Origin of the sequence: Massilimicrobiota sp. An134, assembly GCF_002160815.1 — a bacterium.
Taxonomy (GTDB): Bacteria; Bacillota_I; Bacilli_A; order Erysipelotrichales; family Coprobacillaceae; genus Allocoprobacillus; species Allocoprobacillus merdigallinarum.
This window is the reverse complement of sequence record NZ_NFLH01000024.1, coordinates 17,312-38,265: the sequence shown is the minus strand read 5'-3', so window position 1 is coordinate 38,265 and position 20,954 is coordinate 17,312. Positions and strand designations below refer to the sequence as shown.

Genomic DNA, 20,954 nt, shown 5'->3' with positions numbered 1-20,954 from the left:
ACTGCATTGAATTATTATTCAATATCATTTTTGAAGAGGATATTTCCATTATAGAATGGCATATTCAGGATGAATACAGAAATCTTCATGGTAGAACAGTCATTATGGATATAGTGGCTTCAACAGAGAATGGGAATATTATTGATGTGGAAATGGAAAGAAGTCTAAAGAACGCTTCACCCTTAAGGGCGAGGTTCCATGCCAGTATATTGGATAGCAGTCTGTCGTATGTTAATGAGAAGTGGGAAAAGTTGCCTGAAATTTATGTTATTTTCATATGTGAAAAGGATGTTCTAGAAACAAACAGATTGAAAAATCATATACAGAGGTATGGAGAAGATGGAGAATCATTTGAGGATAAGGTACATATCATTTATATGAATGCCACCAAGGAAGGTGAAACACCCCTAGGGAAGCTGATGCATGATTTAAGATGTGAAAATCATGAAGACATGTATGATGAAGTCTTGAAAGAAAGAGTCAGATATTTTAAACAAAAAGAAGGAGGAAAGAAAATTATGTGTGATATGATGGAAAAATGAGAAAAACGAGGTGAAATGAAAAGTCTTATTCAAATTCTGTTGAAGAAATTTCCAGGCATGAATTTTGAATGGGTCAAGGAGTGCAATGAACAGCAGATAGAGAAAATTCAAGATCATATCTTAATGAATATCAGCTATGAAGAATTTTATAAGTTGGTACTTCATGATAAATAATAGAATGTAATAAAAAATAGAGAAGTTCTATGATAAGCAGCTATAGCTTATATCATAGAACTTTTTGAATAGGGATAAAAAAGAATCTCTGTGTTGATTTCGATAAAATTGTCTTTATTTGTCAGGAATTATGATATACTAAAACAAAGGAAGGTGAGGCAAATGCTTTGTTATTATGCTGTGTTTCCAACAAAAAATTTAAATCAAGATATATTAATAGATTTTTTATGGGATTGGCTGGAACATTCTAAAAATAAAATGGAAGGATTATATATAGAAAAAACTTTTCCATTTGAATATGAAGTGGATCATAAACATTTAAAGCTTCAGATCTTTGATGAAAAATATTTTACGATTTATTTTTCTACACAGGATAATGATAAAAATACACATTTTATAGTAGAAGTGATATATGATATGTTAGAAGAAAAAATACATTTACGTTTTTCTAAAGAAACATCTCATGATTCACGTTATATATCAGCTGTATCAATTCCCGTTTTGTTTAAAAACATATTAGTATCTCCCTATATAAAAAGTGATATTTATCCGCTTTCTTATAAAGCACATCATGTTAAAGATATTGAAGCTATGAAAGTTCAGGAACACCAGTTACCGATTCTTTACATGCATACCACATATATAGATGCAAATCTTCTTGCAAGAAAGATGCTGGGCTTAGCGCATGTCTGTTATTGTAAAAATCAAAAAGAAGAAGGCTATATTGAAATAATTGATGATCATGAAAGCCGTATATTTCAATTGAATAAAAAACGTCAAAGTTTATATCAGATTTATGAATTAAATGAACTGTTGAGAAATGAAATCATTAAAAAATATAAAAATCATATGCCTTCTTATGAACAGCTTTATCAAAATCAGATTCTTCATCAACAAAATATGACAATGAAAAATGCTTATGACTATCAAGAAGAATTTAAAAAAGAAATCAAACGTCAACAAATTGAAGTGGATGAACTGAAAGATATATATCATATGTTAATGGAAGATAAACAAAAGGCCCAAAAACAAAATCAAAAATTAATGCAGGTGGGACAATATCATGATGCTTTGATATATGTGGATCATATGGACAAAATAGCAAGCTATCATGATTGTCTTCTTCAGTATATTCAACATAAAGCTCATGATTTAGAAACAACACAGGAAATTTATCGCCGTCTGGATATTTTAAATGCAATTTTAAAAAAGAATGGAGATTCAATATGAAATCATTTTCAACTTATTTAAAACTCAAAGAAAAATGGACAATACCACAGTTTATAGATTCATTATTTGAAGTCTATGATATTCAATATGATAATCTCAATTTACAACAGAAAAGAATCGTTGAAGATTATTTTGATATTTATCAGTATCCTCAAGATCAAAGTGTTGTGATTCATTTGTATCATCGTATGGAATACATATATAATGAAAAAGATGGTGGTTTGTGTATTCATAATGAGGGATATCAAAAAGGATATCGTTATATTGATTATTTATTAACACATCAATTGCTTCAAACGAGTAGAATTCCTATCAGTGATAGCCCTATAGCAATTGATATGGATCATTGTCAACAAGTCATGCAATGGCTTGAAACTTATGAGAATTTACCTATTGTTTATATTAATTATGAACAGGTTGTTGATCCTGATTATCTTGCCGGACAGTTAAGAGGAATAGCTCATGTTATGTATGAAACATCATATGATGTCTCATTATGGATGAAAGAACATTGTCAGCTCATTCCTCAACAAAGCCGAGTGATTTTCTATTATTTGAATCATGATTATAAGGCATATCGCTTTTTTAAAAAAGAATCCCAAGATCAATTACAACAACGTATTCTTCATCATTTGAGTCTGTATTTAAAACAAAGACGGTATGGAACAAGTTATGATTTTCATAGTTTACAAAAAAGATATCTGGAAGAATTAAAAAATCATGCACAAGATTATGAAGAAGAAACAGTTTATCAGTTAGATCAGGAAATGGAAAAATTAGAGAATGAAAAAATCAAATACAGTGAATTAATCAGTCAATTAGAAAATGAAGTAGAATTATTGAAAATGCAAAATGAAATGTTAGAAGAACAAATGAGTCTACAAAATCAATATGGTATTTTAAATAAAGGTGATATTCAGGAATATTATCAGGGAGAACAGAAAGATATTCTTTTAAATATGTTGGAAGATGATGTGAAAAAGAAAACTGTTGGAAATCTTGATATGAGTATATTGGAAGATATTCTCCAACAGAATACGAAAGATGGTATTAGAGAGGAATATTTAAATTGTATTTTGAAAGCTTTAATCAGTAGTTATGATATATATAAATTAAAAAGCTATGGTATCACAATCAAAGACGAAAAAAATAAACATCCTATTGCTATGTTTTTTGATAATCCAAGATATCAATCTACGCTTTCATCCACACCAAGTGATCAAAATGCCTGACGACAGATTTACAGACAATTTAGAAAATACTTTTTTTAATAGTGGGCTGTAACAAATTAACTTTTTTAAAGAGTTGATTTTGTTTCAGTCCTCTTCTTGTAATCAGGATGCAGTATTTCCTGGCGAGAATGTAGATGTGACGTTTGTAGTAGCCGTGAAATGAAAAAACTAGATTCATGACAGTTAGAATGTTCCAATAAGTTAAGAAATATCAGAGCTAAGGATGCATTATATTGACTACAGATAACTGAAAGAAATGAGCGAGAGTGTTTTATCAGGAATAAATTTTTATTAAAATTGTTGATTAAATTTGTTATTATCATAGTGTGAAATGTACAGAATGGAGCTCAATCTTTAGTGGGAAAGAGTTTCGTTTTTTTCTTTCTATTATAATATTATTAATAGAAAATAAGAAAAACACCAAAGATGTTTCATTTTATTGGTGTTTTTCTATATGACATGTATGTTTTTTTGTTTTCTTATTATAACTGATTCCTACAATCAGTAAGTTATCTTTATATTTTTCTAATCCTTTTGGATATTTCTTGTCTTTAATCTGATCTATCGCTGTCTTGACTTCTTGATCCCATTTTAATTCAAGAATCATAGCAGGCTTATCATGTCTTGGTATGAATACTAGATCAGCAAAGCCTTTTCCTGTGGGCATTTCCCTGATGATTGTATAATAATCCCTAGCTGTAATATATGCTAAAGATAATGTATAGGCTAAAGCATTTTCATTGTTGTAAGTTAATATTGATGTATTCAAATGGGCCTCTTCAATATATTTAGCAACAGCTTCTTCATCTTCTCTCCACGTTGCTTGTAAGATCTCACGGCTGTTTAATAGTGCTTTTGTTGTTTCTTCCCAATTGGACTTTCTGATTGAGTTTACAAAAGAATCTATCACTTCTTTATTAGGAATATAACATGTATGATCTGAGCTGTTATATCCTAAATATCCAAGATGTATCAGAAGTGTTAATACATCATCTTTGGTATCAAATGTTGTCATGTCATTTTGGAAAGATGATGTCTGTACTGGAACGCTTTCACCAGCTAACATTTCAATAACACTATCTTTTAATCCATCCTTATTCAAATCTATATAAACCTGTAAGGCTTCATAAGTTTCGGTAGATGTCCAATAGTTTCCAAATCTATTTCTTATAAGTGAAGCAACAACAGAACGTGGGGAAAGAGTTGATAAAGAATCTGTCATATGATATCCATCATACCATTGTTTCATTTCATCATAACTGACGTTATATTGAATACAAAGATCTTGAACTTCAGCTTCAGTAAATCCCATAAATTCAGGTAATAATCCCGGATCAATCATAGAGATTTCTTCAAACATATTCAAGGCACTATGTGTTCCATATTTTTTAATAGGCAATATCCCTGTCATATATGCTAACTCTACATAAGGTTTATCTTTCAATAGATTTCTTAAAAAGTCAAGATATTGTTTTTGTGCTTCTTTATCTTGCTTATATTCTCTAAAGATACAATCCCATTCATCTATAATAAAAATAAATTGATTCTTTGTGGATGCATAAATGTCTTCTAAAGATAGTGACAGATTTGTTTCATCAAAGAAAATGATTGAATAAGCCTGTTTAAACTCATTTAAAATTCTTATTGTTAATAATTGGATCATCTTATCAATATCATGTGTATTGCTTAAAAAACTTTGCATGTTGATATGAATGACATGATGTTGGTTAAGATGTTTTAAATAATGATCGGTTTCACTGATTTTGAGTGAATCAAAAATGTTGTGAGAATCGCATCCTTTAGAATAATAGGCAACAAGCATATTCGCATCTGTACTTTTTCCAAAACGTCTAGGCCTTGACACACATATTTTATTATCGCCAGTACCTACCAATTGATTCATATAGTTAATTAACAATGATTTATCTACATATATAGGATTGTTAAGTGCCTGTTGAAAACTATCATTTCCTGGATTGAGATATAATCCCATGCTTTCACCTGCTTTCTTTTCCTGTTTATTATACCATTTATATGATTAAAATACCATGACTATATATGTCGTCAATTGTTTAGTATTTTTGAAATTTATTACTATATTTGTTTATAGATACAATGACGATAAGATACGAAAAACATAAAGAACTCATTCATAATGCATATAAATAACTGATTGCTATGTTTGTATATTCAAAACTCTTTTCACAAACAAGAAATAGTCTTTATATACTTTAAACAAGTAGTATGATGAAATAGACAATAAGTATGAAGTTATATTTGTGATTTGAATAAAAAACGTTAAATATTTGTTTTTTTGATTATACTAAATATGGCAAGAATGCTCTTTTGATATTTCATTGTAACTCATTTTCTATAGTTAATAAGGAGGACATAAATTGAAAAGAAATATATATGGGTATGTCAGAGTATCGTCTAAAGATCAATGTGAAGACAGACAATTACTAGCATTAAAAGAATTTGGGGTTGTGGAAAGGAATATATATACGGATAAAATCAGTGGGAAAAATTTTAATCGACCACAATATCATCGTTTAATGAAAAAATTAAAACAAGGGGATGTCGTTGTTATTTTATCTATTGATAGATTAGGAAGAAATTATGATGAAATACAGAATCAATGGAGAATCATTACAAAAGAAAAACAGGCTGATATTGTTGTCTTGGATATGCCATTATTAGATACAAGAAAAAGTCAAAATAATGATTTGACTGGAACATTTATTGCAGATTTAGTTTTACAGATTCTTGCCTATGTTGCACAAATTGAGCGAGAGAATATTAAACAAAGGCAAAAAGAAGGCATTCATGCGGCTAAGTGTAGAGGTGTACAATTTGGTAGACCAAGGAAAAATATCCCTGATAATTTTGATGATGTAAAAGGAAAATGGGAAAAAAGTGAAATTAATTTTCGGCAGGCTGCTCAAATATTAGGAATCTCTCAAAACACATTTTTAAGATGGTCACATGAGTAGATATATAGAGATTTTATTTTGTGATTTTGCCTTTAAAAAGTAGACATTTTCACGCATACTTTTTGTTTTATATTTCATCAAAAATCGTAAATTTTTTTATATTTTTTTACTCATGAAAAGCTTATTTTTATTATAAATTCATTGAACGATAATGTCTACATTATCGTTCATTTTTTAGTTTATGGAGAAAGGTGTTGAAAAATGTGTCGTTTATGACGAAAGAAATGTATTTTACAATTGCACTTTTATCATATGAAAATGGTGTGATCTGTGGTCATTTACATAGTCCAGTTTTAAAGAAAAGTATCCAGTTACATAATTTAACAGAACTTATATTAATAATGGATCAAATCATGAAAGATTTAAATATCCCTGAATATGATGAAAGATATCATCATGTGATCATAAAAAATCAATTACTTGATGTTGAATTGGATTATCAGGAATTAAAACAAGATAATTTTGAAAAGTATTTAAATCGTTCATTAATGTATCCTAAAAAGAGTAAAGATATTTTTATGGTGAAAGTGATGTATAGGCAGAACAATACATGGCAAGGAAAAATCACATGGCTTAGAACAAATAGAGTTAGATTTTTTAGGAGTGAGTTAGAATTAGCAAATCTCATATATTCTGTGATTGATAAATATCATAAATAATATATTCATTTTGTTGTTATTTAGTTAGGATAAACATGAGCACTATTTTTAATGCCCTATTAGATTTATGTAGATAAAATGAGAATTGTTTTTTATGTTTATAATTTACAAAATAGAGATAAAATAAGGTATATGGGTATATCTTTGATTGTTTCATATAAAATATATGGATGATATATAGATGAAGGGATAAAAATCTGAATTTATTATAATGAAGGTTTTTTATCTTTTTATTTTGATAAAGCTTTCAAACAGATAATAGATAATTGGGATGATGATGAACAATGAAGATGATGGATATTGTGTTGAAATATGTCGGTAAATTGGTTATAATGGCATTGATAGTTACTATTTAGTCATAAGTTATGCTAAAATAAAATTTGGGAGATGGATATATGTTACATGTTTTTTTTGAAAATGCCATATACAGAAAACATAGGGAAAAATTATTATTGATATTAGATTTATTGATAGTATTGTTTTCTTATTTGATTGCTTATTGGTCAAAAAATGATTTTCAATTAAGAACTATGCAACTTGGATTAACGGGAACTGAAGTTGCAGTGGGGCTTTTGGTATTATTGATTGTATATACATTTAGTTTTGCTTTTTTTAAAGTCTATAAAAGTTTATGGAAATATATTGGGGTAGATGAATTATTAAGATTAACTGCTTCTAATATATTAGCGATGATTATTGTGATGTTTTTATCACAACTTTATTTTGGCATGTTTTCATTGATTAGTTTAGAGTTGATTGCTGGAGTTTATGCATTGATTATTATGTCAGGAGTGAGAGTTTTATATCGCTTGCTTAGACGTTATAGTTTGAAGAAAAATGCTAAAGAAGTGAAAACAATTATTATTGGTGCAGGGGATGCTGGAAACTTATTATTAAGAGAATTAAGACAGAACAATAGTTTGAATTATAAAATTGTTGGTTTTATTGATGACTTTAAGAAAGATTTAATGATTGGTGGGTATCCTATTTTAGGAGCAACTGAAGATTTAGCAAAGATTAAAAGTAAGTACAATATAGAAAGTGCTTTAATTGCTATATCACATGTGAATCAAAAAGATTTAAGACGTATTTATGATGAATGTGTGAATAATGGTTTAGATACAAAGATTATGAATTTTCAATTTAAGAACAATACGAAAAATAATAGTGTTGTTGCAGATATTAAGATTGAGGATTTATTAGGTAGAGGTGAAATTCATCTTGATCAAAGTGAAATCAGCTCTTATTTACAAGATCAGGTTGTTGTTGTGACAGGGGCTGGTGGAAGTATTGGTTCTGAGTTGTGTCGTCAGATTGTGAAATTTCAACCTAGAAAATTGGTTATGATTGATATTAATGAAAATTCTTTATATATGTTAGAACAGGAATTTAAACGTCATATTGGACATGGTCAAATGAGTCAGAATATTGAAATGAAATCATTAATTGCATCTATTAGAGATAAAAAAGCCATTGATGAAATATTTAGTAGATATCATCCAGATGTTGTTTATCATGCGGCAGCACATAAACATGTGCCATTAATGGAAACAAGACCTATGGAAGCTATTAAAAACAATGTATTTGGAACAAACAATGTCATTCATTCATGTATTGAACATAGAGTGAAAAGATTCATTATGATTAGTACAGATAAAGCTGTTAATCCTACAAATGTTATGGGAGCAACAAAACGTATGACAGAAATGATTTTACAGGCTAATGGTCATAATGGTGTTACAAAAATGGCAGCTGTTAGATTTGGAAATGTATTGGGTTCTAATGGTTCGGTTATTCCTATTTTTAAAGCACAGATTGCTGAAGGAGGACCTGTCACATTAACGAGTAAAGAAATTATACGTTATTTTATGACAATTCCTGAAGCTGCACAACTTGTTTTACAGGCAGGATATTATGCTGATCAGGGAGATATATTTGTTTTAGATATGGGCGAACCTGTTAAGATTTTAGATTTAGCTGAAAAGATGATTAGATTAGCAGGATTAAAACCTTATGAAGATATTGAAATAAAAGAGATTGGTCTTAGACCAGGAGAAAAAATGTTTGAGGAGTTACGCTTAGACGGTGAAGATACAACACGTACAAAGAATGATTTGATTTATAAGAATGCACCAATGGATATATCTGTTGAAGATATTGATGCAAGATTAAGTCAATTACATAATGTGATTTATAAAGAAAATGTAACTCCATCAGAAATAAAAGAAACAATTTTGAATTTGATTATTTCTGATAAAAATTCTTAACGATGATATTACATTTTTATACAGTTGCAATCTGAATAAAATTGTAGTATTATGTCTTTGGTTTTATAAAGGATAATAGAGAGTTATCCGTCAGGAATGCTGTAGAGGGAAATCGTTGCCTTGTCACGTTTGTCTTGAGGTATGGTCATAGATGTGTGATGCGTTGAACATTTTTTATTCAAAAGCATGTTCGACAGGCGAAGCTTACCCTTTTTAAGGAGGTCATGGAAATGAACTGGTATGTCATGCAGGTACGAAGCGGTCATGAAAGGGAGATAGCCGATAGATGCAGGTTTCTTATTTCAGACGATGTTCTTTATGATTGCTTCATTCCCGAGTTTGTCGCAAGGAAGAAGTTTCGAGGAGTCTGGCAGGATGTCAGATGCGTGCTCTTTCGGGGATATGTCTTCATGATTACTGAGCATATAGAAGAACTCTATGTGGAGCTCAAGAAGATACCGGATCTCACCAAGATCATCGGTAAGAAGAAGGACGTCATCTATCCGTTGCAGGATGGCGAGGTGGAGTTTTTAAAGAGGTTTGCTGGAGATGACCATCTGGTAGACATGTCAGTAGGATTCATCGAGGGAGAAACGATACACATCAGCGAAGGACCACTGAAGGGATATGAAGGAATGATAACGAAGATAGACAGGCATAAGCGCATTGCCTATATCAGTCTGCATATCTTCGGCAACGATACAACAGCAAAGGTAGGACTAGAAATCATAAGCAAGAATTAAACAATTCTTGTTTTTTTTATTGGGAGGGAAAACAGGTGTATAAGCACTTCTTGAAACGTGTTATAGATTTTATACTTTCGTTGATTGGACTTATTGTATTAAGTCCTGTTTTTATTATTCTCTGCGTATGGATCAAGCTTGACAGTAAGGGACCTATCTTCTTTAGACAGAAGAGAGTTGGAAAGAATAAAAAGCATTTCAACATATTAAAATTCAGAACAATGTATATAGATACGCCAAAGGATATGCCAACACATATGCTGTCCAATCCAGACCAGTATATAACAAAAGCTGGAAAGTTCCTGAGAAAGACATCGCTTGATGAACTGCCACAGATCATCAATATATTAAAGGGAGAGATGGCCATCATAGGTCCAAGACCTGCACTGTGGAATCAGGATGATTTGATAGCTGAAAGAGATAAATATGGAGCCAATGATATCAAGCCAGGACTGACAGGATGGGCACAGATCAATGGAAGAGATGAACTAGAGATAGATGTCAAAGCTGCTTTAGATGGAGAATACGTCAGACGCATGTCATTTCCATTTGATGTGAAATGCTTCTTTGGAACAATCACATCCGTATTGAAGCATGAAGGCGTGGTTGAAGGTGGAACTGGTGAACTCCATAAGGAGGAAGAAGCATGAAGAGAATCCTGATTACTGGAAAGGACAGCTATATAGGGACAAGCTTCAAGAAATACCTTGAACAGTATCCAGATAACTATTATGTAGAAGAGCTTGATGTTCGAGATGACAGCTGGAAAGAGTTTGACTTCTCTCCATTTGATGTTGTCTATCATGTGGCTGGTATTGCACATAAAAAAGAAGTTAAAGAAAATGAGCAACTTTATTATCAAGTCAATAGAGATTTAGCAGTTGATATTGCGAAGAAAGCAAAGTCAGAAAATATTCATCAATTTATCTTTATGAGCTCAATGAGTGTATATGGTTTAAATTATTCAGATCAGCTTATTACGAAAGATACGAAATGTCATCCTCATACATACTATGGAAAAAGCAAATATGAAGCTGAATTAAAATTAAATGAATTAGATGATGATAATTTCAAAGTATGTATTGTTCGACCACCAATGGTATATGGAAAAGGAGCTCCAGGAAATATGGAAAGATTATATAAAGCTGTCAGAAAGTTTCATATTTTCCCTACTCTTAGAAATGAGAGAAGCTCAATATCTATAGAGAAGCTATGTCAGGATATAAAAGAATATATAGATGAGGATAGTCAGGGATTATATCTGCCACAGAACAAGGAATATATGTGTACGGTTGATATGATAAGAAGACAGATGAAGGAAGAGAATGTCAAAGTATTTTATCTATCAATATTTAATCCTATTATTCGACTATTTATTGGAAAAGTAGAAATTATTACAAAATGTTTTGGAGATTTGAGATATGGAAAATAAGAAAAAAGTCTTATTTGTTGCACATGTAGATAGTCATATACAGGCTTTTCATATTCCCTTTTTAAAAATGTTTCATGATTATGGATATGAAGTTCATGTAGCTTCTCATGGAGAACATGTTTTTGAATCTTGTGATATTAAACATGACCTTCCTTTTGAAAGAAATCCATTTCACACTCATAATTTAAAAGCTTTACGACAATTAAAAAAAATTATAAATCAATACAATTTTGATATTATTCACTGTCATACACCTGTAGGTGGTGTTATTGCTCGTATTGCAAATAGAATGAGCAAGCATTATAAAAGTACAAAAATGATTTATACTGCACATGGTTTTCATTTTTTTAAAGGAGCTCCTTTAAAAAATTGGGTAATTTATTATCCAATTGAAAAAATATGTTCTCACTATACTGATATTCTTATAACCATTAACAAAGAAGATTATAAAATTGCACAAAAATTTAAATTGAAAAAGACCGGAAAAATTCAATATGTGCCTGGTGTAGGAATTGATATGGATAAAATAAACTCTATTCAAGGAAATAAGAAAAAGTTATGTGAAGAATTACAAATACCTATAAATTCAGTATTACTTTTATCAGTAGGAGAACTCAATGAAAATAAAAATCACAAAGTTGTTATAGAATGTCTGCCTAATTTACCGAATAATATCCATTATCTTATTTGTGGAATTGGTAATATGAAAGAAAGTTATGAGCAATTAGCAAAACAACTTCATGTGTCTAATAGATTACATTTACTAGGATATAGAAATGATGTTATTGAAATCATGAAATCTTGTCATATTTTTTTATTTCCATCTAAAAGAGAGGGATTATCTGTTGCTTTAATGGAAGCAAAAGCTTGTGGGTTAGTTTGCATAGCAAGTCGTATTAGAGGTAACACTGATCTCATAACTCATCAAAAAGATGGATATCTTCTGGATTTATCTAAATTTCAGAAAGATGTAGTTGATATTATTTTAAGACAACAAGATGATTTTCCTAAAATCATTCAGACTAGTTTAAAATCTATGGAAACATACAATTTACAAACTATATTAAAAGAAATGAAAAAAATCTATGGATTGGAGTTTTAATGAATGGTAATGATTTCTGTGATAATGAGTGTATATAATGATGCTAAATATCTTGAAAAATCTATTCAATCAATTTTAAGTCAGACTTTTGAAGATTTTGAATTTATTATATGCAATGATTGTTCAACTGATTCCAGCTTATCAATAATACAAAAATTTCAAAAATTAGATTCAAGAATTAAAGTTATCAATAACTCAACTAATTTAGGTTTAGCTGCATCATTAAATGAATGTATACAAATGGCATCTGGTCAATATATTGCAAGAATGGATAGTGATGATATTAGTTATATAAATAGATTGGAAGTTGAATACTATTTTTTATTAGAACATAAAGAATATGCTGTTGTTGGTTCAAAAAGCATAACCATCAATGAAAATGATGAACCATGTAAAGAATTTATGATTCATCCTTTTGAAGTGTGTTTATCAGACGCAATCAAAAAGACTCAAATTATTCATCCTACTGTACTTATGAAAAAGGATGCATTATTATTTGTGAATGGTTATACTGTAAATCAACTAACACAAAGAGCTGAAGATTATGATTTATGGTGTAAACTTTTATCAAATAATTTTAAAATATACAACTTAGATATTCCTCTTCTCTATTATAGAGAGAGTTTTTTTTCTATAAAAAAAAGAAAGTATAAATATAGATTACAAGAAGCAAAGTTAAAATTTTATTGGATGAAAAAAGAAAAGGTTTCTATTCGTTATTATCTTTATGCAATAAAACCTTTAGTTGTTGGTTTAATACCAATGAGAATAATGAATATATATAAAAGGAAGTTTTGAGATGAAAAATTATTTACTAAGTCAAAAAGAATATATTTTAAAATATAAAAATTTGTTGAGTATAGAAGTTATTTTATGCCTATTAGGCTGTGGAACACTTTTAATCACTCATCAACAAACTTGGTTCATTATTTTCTTTTTAATTACTTTGCTTCAACTGATTATACATATGACTTCTTTTTTTCAATTAGAAAAAAAGTTTATAACTTTTCCAATCATATTTTTTATTTTAAGCTATATTTTTAATTATGGTCACATCCCAATTAAAGCTTTTAATATGGATTTTGGAAATAATGTACTTTTTCCATTATGGTATATTCAATTTGATGTTTATAAAGAAGCAGCTGTATTTGCTTTATTAGCACAAACAATGCTTTTTATAGGATTGTTTTTTTTCTATAAATATATGATGAAAAAGCATTCGAATTCTTATACAAGCCATGCAATATTTGATGTCTCGTTGAAGAAAATAAAATTAATTGGGATTATATGTTTTTTGATTGGGATTATTCCTACCTTGTATATTGATATATCACGTTTGATATTGTTCTTTCAAGGTGGTTATGCAAATACTTTTAATTTAAATGTTCATGATTTTGTAGAAGTGATAGCCAATTTTTTTAATTTTTCAATCTTTGCATTAATTATAGGCTTTTCTAATAAAAAGAGAATTGCTAATATCATATTTTGTTCTACTATCATATATAAAGTGATTATGATGTCAAGTGGTGGTCGAGGCGAATCAATTGTCTTTTTAGTAGGATTGTTTATTGTCTGGGAGAATTTAGTATATAATCTATCAGGAAAGCAAATCTTTTATTTAATTTTGCTTGGATATTTTGGATTAGTTTTATTGAATTTTATAGCAAATGTAAGAAATATATCAGGATTTTCTCTAACTGAAATTGTCAATGTTTTTTTATATTCATTAACTGATAATCAAATTGTCATGGCATTATCTGAATTTGGATCAACATTCTCAACTGTATGTTTTACTATTGCTTCAAAACCTGGTCCAACATTTGGTCTGAATTATATTTTACCAATTATTCTGGTTTTACCTAACATAGGTGGTTTTAATGCTAATGTAGTCAATCAAATGATTTATACTAATCATATCAATGCTTTTAATCAACCTATTGGTGGTTCATACATAGGGGAACTCTTTTATTCATTCCATTGGGCTGGTTTTCTATTTGCATTAATATTAGGTGTTTTTCTAGGTTATATATATTATAGAATTGTTATTTCTAGAAAAAATAAAAAATATTTTCTTTATTTATTGGCTACATATATTACTCCCCTCCTGTTTTTTTGGATTAGAGGATATTTTGGGGCAATATATAGAGAATATATATGGCATTGTGGATTTGCGATATTACTTGTAATCTTTTTTGAATATTTATCTAAAAAATATAAAAAAGGAGAATTTAAATGGTTGAAATAAGTATTGTAGTTCCGATATATAATACGGAAAAATATTTAAGAAAATGTATCGATTCACTATTAAATCAAGATATAGACAATTATGAGATTTTACTTGTCAATGATTCTTCGCCAGATAATTCTCAAATGATTATAGATGAATATGTAAAGAAATATCCAAACATAGTGAAAGGATTTATCAAAGATAATGGTGGATTAGGTGATACTAGAAACTTTGCTATTCCTTATGCAAATGGTCAATATCTTATGTTTGTAGATAGTGATGATTATATAAAAGAAAATAGTTTGCAAAAATTAACTTCTTTCATGAAAGAGAAAGATTTAGATATTTTAGTCTTTGATTTTGTAAAAGTGTATAACGATGAGAAATTTATTCATGAAAAAAGTATGAATAACGTTTCATTAAAAGACTACATTTTATCTACACCGAATGCGTGTAATAAAATGTTTAAAAAATCATTATTTATAGAAAATCAAATTATGTTTCCAACTAAAATTTGGTACGAAGATTTAGCAGTTATTCCTAGCTTGGCTAAGTATACAAATAAAATCGGTTATATTCATGAGGGTATTTATTTTTATCAATTTAGAACTAATTCAATTATGAATCAAAATAAATATAATCCAAAAATTTTGGATATGATTGAAGCTATAGATAACTTGAGAAAGCACTTAAACAATCAATTTCCTGAAGAATTAGAATATCTGTCTCTACAACATCTTTTTTATGGATCTGCTTTAAAGTTATTACCATTAAAAAGATATCAAGAATTAGATAAATGTTTAAGTAATCATGAAAAATTTTATAATCATTGGAATCAAAACAAATATTATTTATCAAAGCCAAAGCTATATAAATTATTTTGTTATCTTTTATCTAAAAAACAATTTACATTTGCAAAATGGCTATTATTTTTTAAAGATTGTTTATTGAAAAGGAGTTAATCATGTTTTCAATAGTTATACCTATATATAATGTGCAAGACTATTTAAAAGAATGTTTAGAATCTATTATATGTCAAAATAAATCAAATATTGAAGTTCTGCTAATTGATGATGGATCAACAGATCATTCAAGTCAGATTGCTCAACATTATGCACATCAATATCCACATATTTTCAAATATTTGAAAAAAGAAAATGGTGGATTAAGTGATGCTAGAAATTATGCAATACCATTTGTAAAAAATGAATATATATTTTTTCTTGATAGTGATGATGTTATTACCAACAACAGTCTTGATGAATTAGAAAAAATCATTAATGATAAACATCCTGATTTAATAATATTTGATTATTTTAATAAATGGGAAACAAAAAATGAAGTTGTTCATATTTCGAATCAAAATAGTGGATTTATAAATAAAAAAGATTATTTATTAATGAATCCAGCTGCATGGAACAAAGTTATCAAAACAGAAATCATTAAGACCAATCAAATATATTTTCCTAAAGGATTATGGTATGAGGATAGAGCAACAACAGCGAATTATATTAATTTTTGTCAAACAATTTATTACTTACATACACCATTGTACTACTATAGGCAAAGAGAAAATTCAATCATGAAGCAAAAGGATTATAATCCAAAGATGTTAGATATACTTACTGCCATGGAATATTTTGATAATCAGGTTTCTGATACAGATTTTAAAGATGAAAAAGAATATCTATTTATAAGTAATCTTCTTTTTCAAAACGCTCTAAGAATGATTCCTTTTATGCGCGTCAAAGAAATAAGACAATGTTACTTGAAATTAAAGAACCATTATCCAAATTGGAAAAAAAACAAATATTTTCAACAGCAGTCTAAAGGTTATAAAATTCTTTGTTATTTGATAAGTATGAAATGTTATCGTTTATCAAAAATTTTAATAGATTTAAAAATGAAAGGTTGAAGTTAATGAATAAAATTGTAGCTATAATTGTCACATATAACCGTAAAGTTTTATTAAATGAAGCTATAGATGCTTTATTAAATCAAACTTTCAATCAATTTGATATTTATATTGTTGATAATGCCAGCACAGACGGAACTTATGATTATATTCAACAAAAAATTGATCAGTTTCAAAATATCTCTTATATGAATACTGGCGAAAATCTTGGTGGTGCTGGTGGTTTCCATTATGGAATCAAAAAAGCAGTAGAACAAAACTATCAAAAAATTTGGATTATGGATGATGATACAATTCCTACCCCTACTGCTTTAGAAGAACTTATTAAAGCAGATAATATTTTACAAGATTATGGCTTTTTATGTAGTGATGTTAAATGGATAGATGGAAATCCTTGTGCTATGAATGTTCCTAACATTTCTAATAGTTGGATTTCAAATACACAATATCTTTCGTATGGTTTATTAAATGTTTCACAATGTTCATTTGTTTCTTGTTTCTTTTCATCTGATATAGTTAAACAAGTTGGATTACCATTGAAGGAATTTTTTGTTTGGGGTGATGATGCTGAATATACAAAAAGAATTAGTGAAGCAAAAGATTCATATTTTGTTTCTAAAAGCATAGTTGTCCATAAAATGAATAGTAATATTCCAACAGATATATCACAAGATTCTCCTGATAGACTCTTTAGATATAAATTTTCTTATAGAAATATGTACTACGTTAATAAGAAACAAGGAAATAAATTATCAATGCTCTTATATTACTATGGCATTTTCCTAGATATCAAAAAAATATTAAGAAGTCAACAAAGTGGAAAATGGAAAAAAATAAAGATTATTATTAAAGGCATAAGAGACGGTCGTAAATTCAAACCAAAAATTGAATATATAAATCAATAAAGGAGTTGAAATGAATGAAGAAAAAAATAACTGTAAACTATATCTTTAATCTTTTATATCAGATACTTGTTATTATTCTTCCATTAATAACAACTCCATATGTATCTCGTATTTTGGGTCCGGATGGAATTGGTACTTATAGCTATACAACCTCTATTGTTACTTATTTTATTCTTTTTGGTTGTATTGGATTAAATTTATATGGTCAGAGAGAAATTGCATATTACCAGAATGATCAAGAAAAGAGAAGTACTGCTTTTTTTGAAATTCTATTGTTAAAAATGTGTACTATGACTATTAGTATCATTATTTTTATAATGACCATTCAAATAATGAATCAATATAAAATTTTGTTTTATATCCAAATCATTGATTTGATTGCCAATATGTTAGATATTACATATTTTTATCAAGGAATTGAGGATTTTAAGAAAATCGTTGTTAGAAATGTGCTTGTTAAAATATTAGGAATTATTTGTATTTTTGCATTTGTAAAAGAAAAAAATGATTTACCTTTATATGCATTCATATATTCATTTTCCTTATTATTAGGAAATCTATCTATGTGGATAACAATACATAAATATGTTTGTAAAGTCCCGTTACGCTCACTTCAAATCAAAAAACACATAAAACCAACTTTGATTTTATTCTTTCCACAAATTGCTATTTCAATCTATACAGTTTTAGATCGATTCATGATAGGTTTGATTACTAATAATACAGCCCAAATAGGATATTATGAACAAGCTCAAAAAATTGTTAAATTAGCTTTAACTGTCGTTACTTCATTAAGTACTGTCATGTTACCAAGAATAGCTAATTTGTATGTTCAAAAAGATCAAGAAAAAATCATTCAATATACAGAGAATTCATTGATTTATACATTTTTAATTGCTTTCCCTATAATGTTTGGATTAATTGGAATTTCGTGTAATTTAATTCCTTGGTTTTTAGGATCTGAGTTTCTAGAGTCAGCGCAGATACTGATTATTACTTCACCAATAGTTGTATTTATTGGCATTAGTAATATACTTGGTTTTCAGTATTTGATTCCTACGCAACGCCAAAAAATATATACTATTTCTACAATTGTTGGGTCATGTATCAATTTAGTACTTAATTGGATTTTTATTCCTATCTTTTTATCTACTGGTGCTGCATTTGCTTCAGTTATTGCTGAATTGGGTGTTGTCGTTGTTCAAATGTGTAGTATTTATAAAGAAATAAATATGATAAGCGTCATTAAAAAATCCAAAAATTATATATTTTCTTCATTTATCATGTTTATTTTAATCTTTGCTTTATCTTTTATATTAGAACCAACCATGATAATGACATTAATTCTTATATTAATAGGTATTCTTATTTATTTTGGATTGTTATTTCTAGTAAAAGATAAATTGATTTTTGAAACACTTCATCAATTTAGGGAGAAATTAAAATGAGACATGCAATATTAATTACAACACATAATAATGAAGAAATTACACAGCATCTTTTAAAAGCATATGATGATGAAAATATCGATTTTTATATTCATGTTGATAAGAAAGCAATTCATTATAAGTATGATCTTATAAAAAATGTATGTCATAAATCTCAAGTTTATTTTGTAGATTCATTAAAAATATATTGGGGAACATATAATCAAATCAAATCTGAATTGATTTTATTACGTACGGCAATAAAAAAAGAATATGATTATTATCATTTGATTTCGGGGTGTGATATTCCATTATTTACCAAACAACAATTTCTAGATTTTTTTGAAAAAAACAAAGGAAAAGAATTTGTTGAATTTTCACCAGAAGAAATTGCTATAGAAAATAAAGTCATTGATAGAGTTAAATATTATTATATATTTATGAATTCAATTCGCAGTTCTCATGCAATTTTGAGAAAACCTCAAACTTTCATTAGAGAAACATTTTTAAAATTGCAAAAGTTTTTAAAAATCAATAGAATCGACAATCAACAATTTAAATATGGATCAAATTGGTTTGATATAACACATGACTTTGCGAAATATGTGATTGCATCCCAAAAATGGATAGATAAATATTTTAAGTATTCTTGTTGTGGAGATGAATTATTCTTACAAACTTTATTGTTTAATTCTAAATTTTCAAAAGATAACTATTATGACTTACCAAAAGAAGAAAGAAAAATTCAATTAGGTAGATATGTAGATTGGGAAAGAGGAAATCCTTATACTTTTGTAGAAGAAGATTATGAAGAAATTGTTAACATACATTCTTCTTTTTTTATACGAAAATTTGATTATAGTAAGGATTCAAAAATCGTTGACAAATTATTTCAAAATTTGGAAGGGAGTGAAATATATGAAATATGATTATTTAATAGTAGGAAGTGGATTATTTGGCAGTATCTTTGCTTATGAAGCTCATAAAAAAGGAAAGACATGTCTTGTTATTGATAAAAGAAGTCATGTTGGTGGAAATATTTATACTGAAGAAGTAGAAGGCATCAATGTACATAAGTATGGAGCACATATCTTTCATACTTCTAATAAGAAAGTCTGGGGTTATATTCAGCAGTTTGCTGAATTTAACAGATATACAAATAGTCCGATCGCCAATTATAAAGGTGAAATCTATAACATGCCTTTCAACATGAATACTTTTAATAAACTATGGGGTGTTGTTACACCTGAACAGGCTAAAGAAAAAATCAATGAACAGATTAAGGAATCTGGAATTACAGAACCAAAAAATTTAGAGGAACAGGCTATTTCTCTGGTTGGAAAAGATATCTATGAAAAGCTTGTCAAGGGCTATACACAAAAGCAATGGGGTAGACCATGCAGCGAGTTACCAGCATTTATCATTAAAAGACTGCCTGTCAGATTCACATATGATAATAACTATTTCAATGATTTGTATCAGGGTATACCAATAGGAGGATATACACAGATCATTGAAAAGATGCTTGAAGGTATCGAGGTGAAAGTTAACTGTGATTTCTTTGAACATCGCAAAGAGCTGGAAGAAATCGCAGATAAGATTGTCTTTACAGGGATGATAGACCAGTATTATGACTACTGCTATGGAGAACTGGAATATCGCAGTTTAAGATTTGAAGAAGAGGTTTTAGATATAGATAACTATCAGGGAAATGCCGTTGTGAACTACAATGAATATGAAGTGCCCTATACAAGAATCATAGAGCATAAGCACTTTGAATATGGAACACAACCTAAAACAGTTATAACCAGAGAATATCCTGCAACATGGAAAAAGGGAGATGAACCCTATTATCCAATGAATGATGAGAAAAACAATGCCTTATATGAAAAATACAAAGCATTAGCACAGAAGGAAGATAAGGTTATCTTTGGTGGAAGACTAGGCATGTATAAATACTTTGATATGCATCATGTTATAGAAGAGAGCTTAAAATATGTTGAATTATATTTATAAAACATGGGAACGAATCAAAAATAAAATATTTCAACTGAGTCCTTTACAACTATCTTTTATTTTTAATTTATTATGTTTAATACCATTTAT

General features: G+C 28.5%; 20 protein-coding genes. 19 read left to right on the top strand and 1 reads right to left on the bottom strand.

Annotated elements, in window-relative coordinates:
* The 4 genes from B5E79_RS09670 to B5E79_RS09660 all read left to right on the top strand — a co-directional run.
* On the top strand, nt 1-542 hold a 542-nt coding region (locus tag B5E79_RS09670; RefSeq protein WP_087297865.1), incomplete at its 5' end, for a PD-(D/E)XK nuclease family transposase.
* A gap of 15 nt (nt 543-557) precedes the next feature.
* Nucleotides 558-716, top strand: a complete 159-nt coding sequence (locus tag B5E79_RS13490; RefSeq protein ID WP_158095493.1) for a hypothetical protein — start codon at nt 558-560, stop codon at nt 714-716.
* A 162-nt stretch (nt 717-878) separates the two neighbouring features.
* The gene (locus tag B5E79_RS09665; RefSeq protein ID WP_087297864.1) at nt 879-1,946 is read left to right on the top strand and encodes a hypothetical protein; all 1,068 of its coding nucleotides are present in this window, start codon (nt 879-881) and stop codon (nt 1,944-1,946) included.
* Nucleotides 1,943-3,178 carry a hypothetical protein gene (locus B5E79_RS09660; RefSeq protein ID WP_087297863.1) on the top strand — a complete coding sequence of 412 codons (1,236 nt, stop codon included), beginning with the start codon at nt 1,943-1,945 and terminating at the stop codon, nt 3,176-3,178. Before B5E79_RS09665 ends, B5E79_RS09660 begins: the two co-directional genes overlap by 4 nt.
* A gap of 436 nt (nt 3,179-3,614) precedes the next feature.
* Here B5E79_RS09660 and B5E79_RS09655 read toward each other — a convergent pair whose 3' ends face one another.
* The gene (locus tag B5E79_RS09655; RefSeq protein ID WP_087297862.1) at nt 3,615-5,171 is read right to left on the bottom strand and encodes an AAA family ATPase; all 1,557 of its coding nucleotides are present in this window, start codon (nt 5,169-5,171) and stop codon (nt 3,615-3,617) included.
* 403 nt (nt 5,172-5,574) lie between these two features.
* Here B5E79_RS09655 and B5E79_RS09650 point away from each other — a divergent pair, with 403 nt between their 5' ends.
* The 15 genes from B5E79_RS09650 to glf all read left to right on the top strand — a co-directional run bounded on the left by B5E79_RS09650 (nt 5,575) and on the right by glf (nt 20,864).
* On the top strand, nt 5,575-6,171 hold the full coding sequence (locus tag B5E79_RS09650) for a recombinase family protein (protein ID WP_087297861.1): 597 nt from the start codon (nt 5,575-5,577) through the stop codon (nt 6,169-6,171).
* Nucleotides 6,172-6,374: 203 nt separating this feature from the next.
* Nucleotides 6,375-6,830, top strand: a complete 456-nt coding sequence (locus B5E79_RS09645; protein WP_143746780.1) for a hypothetical protein — start codon at nt 6,375-6,377, stop codon at nt 6,828-6,830.
* A 395-nt stretch (nt 6,831-7,225) separates the two neighbouring features.
* Nucleotides 7,226-9,097, top strand: coding sequence for a polysaccharide biosynthesis protein (locus B5E79_RS09640; RefSeq protein ID WP_087297859.1), 1,872 nt, complete (start codon nt 7,226-7,228; stop codon nt 9,095-9,097).
* Between the two features lie 230 nt (nt 9,098-9,327).
* Nucleotides 9,328-9,840, top strand: coding sequence for an antiterminator LoaP (gene loaP / locus B5E79_RS09635; RefSeq protein ID WP_087297858.1), 513 nt, complete (start codon nt 9,328-9,330; stop codon nt 9,838-9,840).
* 35 nt (nt 9,841-9,875) lie between these two features.
* Nucleotides 9,876-10,490, top strand: coding sequence for a sugar transferase (locus B5E79_RS09630; protein WP_087297857.1), 615 nt, complete (start codon nt 9,876-9,878; stop codon nt 10,488-10,490).
* On the top strand, nt 10,487-11,272 hold the full coding sequence (locus B5E79_RS09625; protein WP_087297856.1) for an NAD-dependent epimerase/dehydratase family protein: 786 nt from the start codon (nt 10,487-10,489) through the stop codon (nt 11,270-11,272). The genes B5E79_RS09630 and B5E79_RS09625 overlap by 4 nt, the downstream gene beginning before the upstream one ends.
* Nucleotides 11,262-12,374, top strand: coding sequence for a glycosyltransferase family 4 protein (locus B5E79_RS09620; protein WP_087297855.1), 1,113 nt, complete (start codon nt 11,262-11,264; stop codon nt 12,372-12,374). Before B5E79_RS09625 ends, B5E79_RS09620 begins: the two co-directional genes overlap by 11 nt.
* Nucleotides 12,375-12,377: 3 nt before the next feature.
* Nucleotides 12,378-13,172: a glycosyltransferase family 2 protein gene (locus B5E79_RS09615; protein WP_087297854.1), complete on the top strand. Its 795-nt coding sequence runs from the start codon at nt 12,378-12,380 to the stop codon at nt 13,170-13,172.
* A gap of 1 nt (nt 13,173) precedes the next feature.
* Complete coding sequence (gene wzy, locus B5E79_RS09610; protein ID WP_087297853.1) at nt 13,174-14,619, top strand: O-antigen polysaccharide polymerase Wzy; 1,446 nt, start codon at nt 13,174-13,176, stop codon at nt 14,617-14,619.
* The gene (locus B5E79_RS09605; RefSeq protein WP_087297852.1) at nt 14,607-15,563 is read left to right on the top strand and encodes a glycosyltransferase family 2 protein; all 957 of its coding nucleotides are present in this window, start codon (nt 14,607-14,609) and stop codon (nt 15,561-15,563) included. Before wzy ends, B5E79_RS09605 begins: the two co-directional genes overlap by 13 nt.
* A 2-nt stretch (nt 15,564-15,565) precedes the next feature.
* Nucleotides 15,566-16,516 (top strand): glycosyltransferase family 2 protein, encoded by a 951-nt coding sequence (locus tag B5E79_RS09600; RefSeq protein ID WP_087297851.1) that lies wholly within the window; start codon nt 15,566-15,568, stop codon nt 16,514-16,516.
* Nucleotides 16,517-16,521: 5 nt separating this feature from the next.
* On the top strand, nt 16,522-17,421 hold the full coding sequence (locus B5E79_RS09595; RefSeq protein WP_087297850.1) for a glycosyltransferase family 2 protein: 900 nt from the start codon (nt 16,522-16,524) through the stop codon (nt 17,419-17,421).
* 14 nt (nt 17,422-17,435) lie between these two features.
* Complete coding sequence (locus B5E79_RS09590) at nt 17,436-18,869, top strand: flippase (RefSeq protein WP_087297849.1); 1,434 nt, start codon at nt 17,436-17,438, stop codon at nt 18,867-18,869.
* Entirely contained in the window at nt 18,866-19,777 is a 912-nt protein-coding gene (locus tag B5E79_RS09585; protein ID WP_087297848.1) for a beta-1,6-N-acetylglucosaminyltransferase, read from the top strand. The genes B5E79_RS09590 and B5E79_RS09585 overlap by 4 nt, the downstream gene beginning before the upstream one ends.
* On the top strand, nt 19,767-20,864 hold the full coding sequence (gene glf, locus B5E79_RS09580; RefSeq protein WP_087297847.1) for a UDP-galactopyranose mutase: 1,098 nt from the start codon (nt 19,767-19,769) through the stop codon (nt 20,862-20,864). The genes B5E79_RS09585 and glf overlap by 11 nt, the downstream gene beginning before the upstream one ends.
* Nucleotides 20,865-20,954: the final 90 nt, after the last annotated feature.